The sequence below is a fragment of the uncultured Ruminococcus sp. genome (assembly GCF_946415235.1).
GTDB lineage: Bacteria > Bacillota > Clostridia > Oscillospirales > Ruminococcaceae > Ruminococcus.
The window spans coordinates 1-9655 of the sequence record NZ_CAMKRR010000109.1; the positions used below are offsets into that span (position 1 = coordinate 1).

10 protein-coding genes are annotated in these 9655 nt (G+C 38.1%); 8 read left to right on the forward strand and 2 right to left on the reverse strand.

Annotated features, from left to right (window positions below):
- Positions 1 to 591 precede the first annotated feature (591 nt).
- Together Q0R37_RS13595 and Q0R37_RS13600 are read right to left on the reverse strand one after the other, a co-directional pair.
- Positions 592 to 1578 (reverse strand): helix-turn-helix domain-containing protein, encoded by a 987-nt coding sequence (locus Q0R37_RS13595; protein WP_294755093.1) that lies wholly within the window; start codon positions 1576 to 1578, stop codon positions 592 to 594.
- Positions 1579 to 2012: 434 nt separating this feature from the next.
- A complete protein-coding gene (locus tag Q0R37_RS13600) occupies positions 2013 to 2222 on the reverse strand; it encodes a helix-turn-helix transcriptional regulator (protein ID WP_294755094.1) in 210 nt (69 codons plus the stop codon).
- A gap of 139 nt (positions 2223 to 2361) precedes the next feature.
- Here Q0R37_RS13600 and Q0R37_RS13605 point away from each other — a divergent pair, with 139 nt between their 5' ends.
- The 8 genes from Q0R37_RS13605 to Q0R37_RS13640 all read left to right on the forward strand — a co-directional run bounded on the left by Q0R37_RS13605 (position 2362) and on the right by Q0R37_RS13640 (position 9357).
- Positions 2362 to 2805: an SLOG family protein gene (locus tag Q0R37_RS13605; protein WP_294755096.1), complete on the forward strand. Its 444-nt coding sequence runs from the start codon at positions 2362 to 2364 to the stop codon at positions 2803 to 2805.
- 213 nt (positions 2806 to 3018) lie between these two features.
- On the forward strand, positions 3019 to 4182 hold the full coding sequence (locus Q0R37_RS13610; RefSeq protein ID WP_294755097.1) for a site-specific integrase: 1164 nt from the start codon (positions 3019 to 3021) through the stop codon (positions 4180 to 4182).
- A gap of 83 nt (positions 4183 to 4265) precedes the next feature.
- Positions 4266 to 4409, forward strand: coding sequence for a hypothetical protein (locus Q0R37_RS13615; protein WP_294755098.1), 144 nt, complete (start codon positions 4266 to 4268; stop codon positions 4407 to 4409).
- Entirely contained in the window at positions 4396 to 4809 is a 414-nt protein-coding gene (locus Q0R37_RS13620) for a hypothetical protein (RefSeq protein WP_294755100.1), read from the forward strand. The genes Q0R37_RS13615 and Q0R37_RS13620 overlap by 14 nt, the downstream gene beginning before the upstream one ends.
- A 19-nt stretch (positions 4810 to 4828) precedes the next feature.
- Positions 4829 to 5875, forward strand: a complete 1047-nt coding sequence (locus tag Q0R37_RS13625; protein WP_294755101.1) for a patatin-like phospholipase family protein — start codon at positions 4829 to 4831, stop codon at positions 5873 to 5875.
- A 2-nt stretch (positions 5876 to 5877) separates the two neighbouring features.
- Positions 5878 to 7971, forward strand: coding sequence for a dynamin family protein (locus tag Q0R37_RS13630; protein ID WP_294755103.1), 2094 nt, complete (start codon positions 5878 to 5880; stop codon positions 7969 to 7971).
- 13 nt (positions 7972 to 7984) lie between these two features.
- Positions 7985 to 8686, forward strand: coding sequence for a hypothetical protein (locus Q0R37_RS13635; RefSeq protein ID WP_294755104.1), 702 nt, complete (start codon positions 7985 to 7987; stop codon positions 8684 to 8686).
- Complete coding sequence (locus Q0R37_RS13640) at positions 8686 to 9357, forward strand: hypothetical protein (RefSeq protein WP_294755105.1); 672 nt, start codon at positions 8686 to 8688, stop codon at positions 9355 to 9357. Before Q0R37_RS13635 ends, Q0R37_RS13640 begins: the two co-directional genes overlap by 1 nt.
- Positions 9358 to 9655 lie beyond the last annotated feature (298 nt).

The window sequence follows — 9655 nt, forward strand, 5'->3', positions numbered from 1 at the left end:
TTCGGAAATATACTCAGATTGGCTATTTTACGCTGAATCTGGACGATGCTAAAGGTTACCTTTACGCTAAATCCACTAAGCGTAGGATACTCAATTGGCATAATATTCACGTTAATGTGTTTATCTGAATAAAAACAATGAGTCCTCACAGTTTCGTCTGTGAGGACTTTTTTGTTCCGGAAAAACTTTTTCGTAAAAAAGTGGTATAAGTGGTACGAATCAAATTATCGACGAATTCCGATTTCGGAATGCTCTCCGAGCGAATGAACAAAAAATTCCTGATTCGGCATTTTAATATGGAATAGTGAGAAAACGCTTCAAAGCTTCTCATATACTCACTCTTGACCGTGATACCCTCGGCGGTTAAAAAGATTTGATGTCATAAATGTAGTTGACTGTCTGCTTGGTAAGGCTTAATATGAAACGAATGACCTCCCATTGGGAGGTCATCATGTTATACTCAAGATAGCTTTTTTTATAAAGCAATATCCTCAGATGTTTCCAAAGAAGAATATCACCAAATAATTCTAGGATGAGGCCTATTATAGCCGTAAAAAAGCGATATTTATACATCTTTTTATGTAATCATTCTTAGCTGTCGATGCGTTCCAAAATCTTTTCGTAGACTCTTTGGGTCATATCTTCTATGTAACCAGCTGGATCCGAGAAATACTCGTCGAGCCACTCTTCTATCAGTTCGGGATGTTCTGCTTCGATGTATTTCTGCATTGCAGTAACAGTCACTCTTTCATCAGGGGTTTTCTTAACAGCATCAACATACTTACATAAGTCTTCTGCGCTTAGAAGATATTCTAATCTCGGCAACAGATCCCATGCTGTAACGTTTTCTCCGCCACAAGAGTAGATGAAAAAGCGCTGCTCATTTGTAAGTATGGTAGAAGCGTATCCGATATTTGTTTTAAGGCTTACTTCTCCTTCATCATCAATATACATCCAAAGTTCATGTCGTACTGTATCTAACACGTGTGACGTATAGAGTTCAAAGAGAGCATCCTTGATTTCACGATCATATTCCTCAAAAAGCTCAACGCAGTCTTTTCTAGTTAAAGTTTTCATTTTTTTCACTCCTTCCTTCTTCAATTCGAAAACAGAAACCTCTTGACCATTAGGATTTAGCTGATTCAACATATTAGCGCTGTCCTTGTGTTCAGCAAGTAATCTATCGAAAAACTTTTGATAGATTCTTTTGTTATACTTTACCCACTCCATAGATATTTCTTCTCGTGTTATTTTACTTGAAACTGTTGGTGAGATGAGTATTTGAGCACTTTTTAATGCCTGTTCAGCTTCAGTGGAAGAATAGTGGTCAGAATTAAAAATAAGAATATCGAGCACGCATTGCAACATAGCGGTGTCAGCATTAAACGTGGATGTCTCTCGCCTTAACACATATAAAAGTGCTAGGTAAACGGTTTGACTAATGGGGGTCTTACCATTTTCGATTTTATTGATCGTTTGGCGCGTCACACCAATCTCTTCGCCGAGCTTTTGTGCACTCCATCCTAGCATTTTTCTTATGTCTGCTAAGTACTGTTGAGTTGCATACATCTTGTCCATGCTTTACACCGCCTTCTGCTTTCTGTAATATATTATACACCATGTCGCTTTATGCGTCAATACTATTTCAAAAAAATATTAAAATCAGCATTATACACATATAGAGACTAATTGTTCTATTGTTAATCGTATTATATTGTCAAATCAAACAAACAAATATTTTACTTTTGTAACTGATGTTATTAGTTATCTGAGCGTTTCTTGTTATATAACTATGGTCGCCATTTTGGTCGATTATTATGATACATCTTTGATTTTGTATGCTCCACGATCTTCGGGGCCACAAACCGTAACACGGTAGTTTTAGCGGATATTAGCTTGAACCAGAAATGTTGTTTTTTCGAAATATAGACAAGTGTGATTTCAACACCTACTTTCGATCGGTACTCAGATATTGAGGTTGTATTAGAAAAACCGTCTGCCGTTAGCTCTCATCAGCTTGCATCAGACGGTTCGTATTTTATAATGTCCTCAACTTTGCAGTCAAGTATTTGGCACAGGTCGTCTATCAGCTGAGTAGTAACGCCCTGATCGTGTCTCAGGCGGTGTATGGTACTGCTGCTGATATTATATTTATTGATTAGCGTATATGTTGTTACGCCTTTTTCCTTCATCGTTTCCCATAACGGCTTGTAAGTTATCATAAAATATCACCAATACCATTATAATTTATACTCAACTACTTGAAAATAGTCGTATTTTAGACTATAATAGTATATAGTCTAAAATATGATTATACCGGAGGTACTTATGACCTGAACAATAGTCTCAACGGGAGAAGAATTGAACTTAGTCTGCAAAAACGAGCATGAACCGCCATATCCAGAAATAAAGGCACGGCTTCATGAAAAGATATGGACGCTGTACTGCAAAGGATATGACCGTTTCTGGGTGAACTGCGAGTACGGAGTTCCGTTGTGGTGTGCGGAGATAATTATTGCTCTGTACTTGTATAACGATATTGAGCTGAATATTGCTATGCCCTATGAAGAGCAATCTACCAACTGGGTAGAAGAGTATCGTGATCGTTTTTTCGCAGCTCATGCCGAAGCTGATCATGTTGAGATAATTTCGCCTCATTGCACCGAGGACTGTTATGGCCGTGCCGATGAGTACATGATAGATAATTCTGACCTACTCTTGGTAGTTGGCAGCAAACATATCGAAACGCATTGCTTGAAATATGCAGCTGTCTCAGGCGTTGGTGTCGAATTCTTTGAAATATAAAAAGTGCCATAAATTTCATCAATTTACGGCACGCTCCAAATATGTTTTATATGTATAATTTTACCACAATTTCGTTTGAATTTCAATTAGATATAATAAAATTTCACAAATCGAATTATAAAATCAGCAGATTATATAAGGATAAACGTATGGCTTTGTAGATATTGACTGCTCATTTATCGTCAGAATTATGGTCAAGGGAGAGGGATAGTTATGGCTCGTAGAGGTGAGAACATATATAAGCGGAAAGATGGACGCTGGGAAGGTCGCTATAAATCGGGATATAGGGATAACGGACAAACAAGGTATCACTCGATATACGGTCATTCCTATGCCGAAGTCAAGCAAAAGCTCGCCACCTTGAAAGTCACTAATCCTGCTATAACCAATTCATGTCATATGACGGTAAAAGAGCTTTTCAACGAGTGGCTTTCTGCGATAAAGCTTCGAGTGAAACCATCTACCTATGCCAATTATTTGTTAAAGGTCGAGAAACACATACTTCCTGCATTTGGAGGACTTCGCTACGATATGCTGACGGTTCAGATGCTTAACCATTATATTGAAGATAAGCTCAGTTCAGGTCTATCTGCGAAATATGTTTCTGACATTATAATTGTCTTCAAATCAATGTCAAAGTACTCAGCTAAAATACATGGATTCCGCAATATGCTGGCAGATGTAAGCTTGCCAAAGGTGCATAGAAAAGAACTGCCTTTGTTGTCACCTTCACAGCAGCGGAAGCTGTGTAACTACCTGCTTCATAATTTGAATCCGACCTCGCTTTGTGTGCTCCTTAGCCTATATACCGGACTTCGTGTCGGTGAGGTGTGCGGACTAATGTGGGGAGATATAGACTTTGATAAAAGCATTTTTACCGTCAGGAGAACCGTTCAGCGCATACGCAACAGTACACACGGAACAAGACTTATAGCCGATACTCCTAAGAGCCGTTCATCGAAACGTTCTATACCGATACCAACATTTATTATGAAACTACTGCGGGAATCCCGCAGAACTGATGATCGTTATATTCTGTCCAATTCAACTGTTGCTACCGAGCCGAGGACGTTACAGCGCAGGTTTAAGGCGATACTAAACAAAGCAAATTTGCCGTCAGTAGGATACCATTGTCTTCGTCATATGTTTGCTACAAACAGTCTGCAAGCCGGGTTCGATGTGAAGACTCTCTCAGAGATACTGGGTCACTCCAGCGTTGAAACCACGCTTAACCGCTATGTGCATACCTCTATAGAGCGAAAGATAGCTTGTATGGCACTGCTTGAAGCGCCTTCCAATGAAGCTTATTTGCCGTCAGCAACATCGTCAATGACAGTAGAGAGAATGTCTATACTCAGCGAACTAAAGCGCCTGTGACAGTGAGTGATGAAATTTATGGCAGCCTACAATAAGAATTATACCATTTATGAAGCTGAAAGTCACTTGGAAGGAGGCAGCTTATGCTTAAATGCTTGAAGTGTCCGTACAAGCTCGGACTTATAAGGTGCGTTCAGAATCCATGTCCTGAGTGCAAGGCAAGCAAAAGTAAGAAGCCTCCGTTTCCGGAGGCAGAAATAAAGGAGATCAAAAGTGAAAGAAAATGACGATATATCTTTACTAAATAAACGGCTTGATTCAATAGAAGATTTGTTGAAAGTTTTGGTTGTTAATAGCTTTACGGATTGTCTAATTAACACTGTATCTTCAGAAACAAATGAAAACTTAATTGATTTACCTGACGACTTAATTTCTCTTCTGGAATCAGCAGGTTTCATATGTACCGATTCAGATAAAAAGAATAATATTAAAATCATTTATTTGGAGTCGGAATATAATTATAAGTTGATTGATTTTGTGAATCTGGATTATGAAATCAAATCAGATTTTTCCATAATCCCTGTATTTAAGTTTAAAAAAATCAATGGTAACAGGCGGAAGAGGTTTATGGAGGAAGAGATATCATTTGTAACAGAAAAAGAAATTCACATATACACGCAGATTTAAGCGTAAAGGAGTGCCTGAAATGAATGGATTTGGATTAGTTTTTTCCGGAGGCGGCGGAAAAGGCGCATATGAAATAGGCGTCTGGAAATACCTGCATGAAATAGGAATGGATAATTATGTTAAAGCTGTATCTGGCACCTCTGTCGGAGCGCTAAATGCAGCATTATTCACAGGCAGTAGTTACGAGCAGGCTGAGGAAATGTGGATGAATATCAATCAAAGCAAAATACTGTCCCCGAAAAAGATAAAACCTGAGGATATTGCGAATTGGTTGATAAAAAATGGATTAAACATTGCAAGCGTAGTCACAATGGGCGTGAGCAAGGTTGCATCTGCCGGAGTCTGGACAATTAGTAAGTTGGCTGAAATGATATTGACAAAAGCAAAAGGAGATCATCTGTTTTCAAGAGAAGGTCTATCTGAAATGATAGAAGAAAGCATAAATATAGATATGCTGAATAATAATGATATCCCTTGCTTTGTTACCTGCGTTAAATGCCCTGGGTTCAAGATAGAACGCTTTAAATTGAACGAATATCTCTATGAGGAGGCGCTTACCATTCTTTTGGCATCATCTGCAATACCAATAGTATTTCCGAATGAGTTATTTCATGGACAAAAATACTGTGACGGCGGGATTCCACTTGTAGGTGACAATACGCCAATTCAACCTATTTACTATTATGGCGTAGACAATATAATCGTTGTTCATTTAAACAGAGAAACGGTAATTGATAGAAGCCAGTATCCAGATTCAAATATAATAGAGATCGTCCCCAGTATAGAGCTCGGAAATGCGATGAATGGAACACTTGATTTTTCTGCTTCAGGTGCGAAGCAAAGGATAGATGTTGGATATGAAGATGCAAAAAAAGTTTTGCAGCCAATGCTGGAAATGCTTGTTATGAGCTTCAAGAACCAACTGTCATTGGAAGAATTAAAAGCAAGGTTAAATCAATTTGAAATAGAAAAATCAGCGCTTAAAGCAAAAGAGTCTGAGATCAAAGAGCAAATGGCAAATGACGGCTTCGATGAAGTTGTTGGAAATATAAAGGTGGAGGAATAAAAATGGCAGAATTATTAAACATTGTATCATCTTATGCTTTGACTAATGTCAGCCCCAATGAGGTCGGTGCATTAATCGATCAGATGATTGAAAAATCTAAAGATAATGCTGAGGAAATAAGTGAGTTAACACTTGAATGCACTTCATTGCTGACTTCAGCTCAAAACAAATCCAATGCACTAAGCAGTCAGGGAATCTTCAAAAGGCTCGTAGGAGAAGTTACAGGTAAGAACAAAAAGCTGCAAAACGCTATTCTGAATGATAACACCAATGCCCTATATGCTGCGCAGACCGTCATCAATAAAGTAATGCTTGAGTGTACCAATAACAGAACTCTCCTGGTGGCAGTAAATGATAGAGTCAGTGATCTGTATCTTGAACTGAAAGAAAACCAGAATGATGTATTAGCACAGGTTGCTATGATGCGGAAAGGCTTTGTTGCTTTTTATCAGGAATTTCTTAAAGAGAATGAAAAGCAGCTAAGAAAAATAGATAAACTGGAGCGCTATCAGAACAGTATATGTCAAAAATGCGGATATGATCTGATATCTTGGCAGCGTATGTGCCCTAACTGCGGATATATACATCCTATGAAAACCGAAAACTCCAGCAAAGAAACCAAGGAGATTCTTTCAAAGCTGTCAAAGGTTTTGACCGATGATACTTCTTCATCTGACATAATATGGGACGTAACTGCGATGAAAACAGATGCAGTAATAAGAAAGGTCAAGTTGCTTGCTGAGCTTGGAAAACTTCCGGCTTATCCCCAAGAGCTTGTAAAAGATATAGCGACTTTGATGGATAAATGCAGGGAAGCAGAATTCCAGATCGCTGTAGTTGGTGTAATGAAGGCAGGAAAATCTTTCCTTATGAATGCACTTATCGGCGCAGAGATAGCATCTGTTGAGGTCAATCCTGAAACTGCGGCACTTACCAAATTCCGCTCATCAAACGGATTCTACGTAAAGATCAAATTTCACAATGCAGAACAATGGAGCAAGCTGAAAACCAGCGCACTTGAAAGCGAAAGATCAATTGACGCTTCTGAAAATCGTGATAGTTTTGCTGCAAGACTTAAACATCCAAAATTAAAGGAAATGGAAGCAAAACTTATTGGAAAAGAAAAAGTTGTTAAATGTAAAACTATCGAGGAATTACGAGAGCATGTACGGAAGTATACTTCGTCAAAATCCATTGCTCATATTCTCGTATCAGAAATCGAAGTCGGTATAGACAAGAGCATTTTCAATATGCCTCCAGAAGTGGTTTTTGTTGATACTCCTGGATTGAAAGATCCTGTACCATACCGTTCTGATATTACTAAGGATTATATTAAAAAGGCAAATGCTGTGCTTGTTGCATTAAAGCCTGGTCCATTTACTGCTGAAGGTATAGAGATTGCAACCACAGTGCTTGATTTAACTGATAAATCAAAGGCTATTATCGTTGGTACTCAAAGCGATCTGAATTCTAACAAGGACCGTGAAAAGTATGTATTAAACTGGGAGGAGTTGCTTGTAGAATCTAAAAGATATAAGGATCAAAGAGATGTCAATAGCAGGATCGTACTGACATCAGCTAAAATGGAATTGTTATTAAATAAATGGAATTCTCTTACTCCAGAGCAGCAACTTGATGACTCTATTGTCGATTCTGTTTTTAATATTGATGATTATAACGATTTAGAGAGTTATGTTAAAAAAATGTTGGGTGTAACACGGATAGATCTATCAAATCTTTCTCCGGAACAGATAAAAACAGTATCCGACTCAACAGGTATCTCTGCTTTGAAAAGAAAACTGGAAACAACATTAATTGCAAATTATCGAAAACTTATGGTAGCCGATATCGTTGAACTTTACAAAAGATGCCGTGATCAGATAATAGAGGTAAGTAATAATACGATTAAAAACGGAGAAAAAAAGATAGCAAGTTCCAAACTGAGTACCGAGAATCTGCAAGCTGAAATTGAGAAGGCTAAAAGAAGCAGGGCTGATATTGTCGCTCAGACTCGTTCGTTGAAGGAAGAAGCCGAGACGCTGATCAGACAGGTTAAAGATGATATCGCTTCTGTTTCAAAAAAATTAAGCAAGTAAAGGAGGAATGAACATGGGATTTTTTAGCTGGATCGCAGATAAACTTAGTGATGCAAAAGACTGGGTCTTAGACCGAGTTGATGATGTAAAAGACTTCCTTTTTGGAAGGAAATATGATAGCAGTAAAGTTTCCGATCAGGTCAGTGTTGATGCTGCATTAGCCAAATTTCGTGAAGAACACAGTCCAAAAGTTAAGGAGGCTGAGGATGCAGCAATGAATACAATAAAGGAAATGTTCGCTATTTTGCTGAAAACAGTAGAAAAGTATGAGTTCTTATCTGATCTTTCATCACTTATCACATATCAGCAGCAACAGGCAGAATGGAAACTCAAGGGAACGATAATTTCATATATTCAGGAGCATCTTTCCAAGAACAATCCTGATTTTGTAAAGATATTGAAAATGGATCTTACTCCGCAGAAAAAGGAGGCTATAGATGCAGCTTTTGAAAATAGTATCCAGCAAGCGTATGTTGAATTCGGAAAACAGCTCACTAACTATACCGGAGAAGTAATAAACGAATTTGAAGAAAGACTTAATAACAAGATCAAGGAACAGGAAAGACAGGCAGATTGGGAAATTAATGAGCTTGAAAAGACAATGTCAGATAAAAAAACAAATATGGTAGATATTGACAAGATCGAAGATGAATGTGCTCCTGCAATGGAAGCTTCACAAAGCATCATTACGGTGTTGAATAAGGCGGTGATTTAATGAGCTTCTGGTCTTGGATAGGCCTTCCTGATAAAAGGGATATACAGGCATTACAAAGCGAAATTGATTCATTAAACGAAGAAAACAAGGCTTATGCCGAAATGAATGATCGACTCATAAAACTCATAGGCGACATCAACAATAAATGTGATATGATCTCAGGAGAATTAACAGCTGATCGTACAAAGATGAATGCGCTTATGGCTGAAAATCGTTCTGAAACAGATACTCTACGAGCTGAAATTACAGCAATAAAAGATAGTATACTCTCTGTTCAATCAAGTTCCATTGACACGGAGAAGCAGCTTAATCAGCTTTCGGCAGATATAAAAAGGATAAACAGTTGTGTCAGCACTATCAGTGATATTGATTCAAACTTGAAATCACTGACGGAATATGTTAATTGTTTATGGTCTGCTACAAAGGCATTATGGGTCGATTTTATTATATCAGACTTAGACAACATTGTGGATGATCCAATCAACAGCCATAACGACGCAGTTGATGATATTATAAATAACGCATTAAACGAGTTACAGTATGATGAGTCAGATGATATAAAAGATGCAGCAGAAGACATAGCAGAATCAGTAGAAGATGTCGCAGATAATAATACGAGTTCCTTAAGAACATTTTCAAACTTTTATAATCGATATCACGGAGGAGAGTAATGCTTCACCCCACAAATATAAAATTCAATAAATACTGTGCCTCCTGCAAGTACTGGTACGATCCAACGAATCAGTACATACAACCGTCAGACCCGTTGCATAATATCTGGAAATATGAGACGGATGCCAAGTGTATGTGCCTGAAAAAGAACTATCCTATGGGAGCCGGATTCAACTGCTCCAAATATGAATGCAAAATATGAAATTCAACTACAAGATCTATGAGAACTACTCCAGCGAGATGCGCCGCCGTTTTCACTGCTTCCGCCTTCATTCCGCTTCGCTCCATTCCGGTGGA

Excerpts from the sequence above, each read along its gene's own strand:
- Q0R37_RS13595 (WP_294755093.1), bottom strand. The coding sequence starts at position 1,578 with ATGGACAAGATGTATGCAACTCAACAGTACTTAGCAGACATAAGAAAA.
- Q0R37_RS13600 (WP_294755094.1), bottom strand. The coding sequence starts at position 2,222 with ATGATAACTTACAAGCCGTTATGGGAAACGATGAAGGAAAAAGGCGTA.
- Q0R37_RS13635 (WP_294755104.1), top strand. The coding sequence starts at position 7,985 with ATGGGATTTTTTAGCTGGATCGCAGATAAACTTAGTGATGCAAAAGAC.
- Q0R37_RS13625 (WP_294755101.1), top strand. The coding sequence starts at position 4,829 with ATGAATGGATTTGGATTAGTTTTTTCCGGAGGCGGCGGAAAAGGCGCA.
- Q0R37_RS13615 (WP_294755098.1), top strand. The coding sequence starts at position 4,266 with ATGCTTAAATGCTTGAAGTGTCCGTACAAGCTCGGACTTATAAGGTGC.
- Q0R37_RS13640 (WP_294755105.1), top strand. The coding sequence starts at position 8,686 with ATGAGCTTCTGGTCTTGGATAGGCCTTCCTGATAAAAGGGATATACAG.
- Q0R37_RS13610 (WP_294755097.1), top strand. The coding sequence starts at position 3,019 with ATGGCTCGTAGAGGTGAGAACATATATAAGCGGAAAGATGGACGCTGG.
- Q0R37_RS13630 (WP_294755103.1), top strand. The coding sequence starts at position 5,878 with ATGGCAGAATTATTAAACATTGTATCATCTTATGCTTTGACTAATGTC.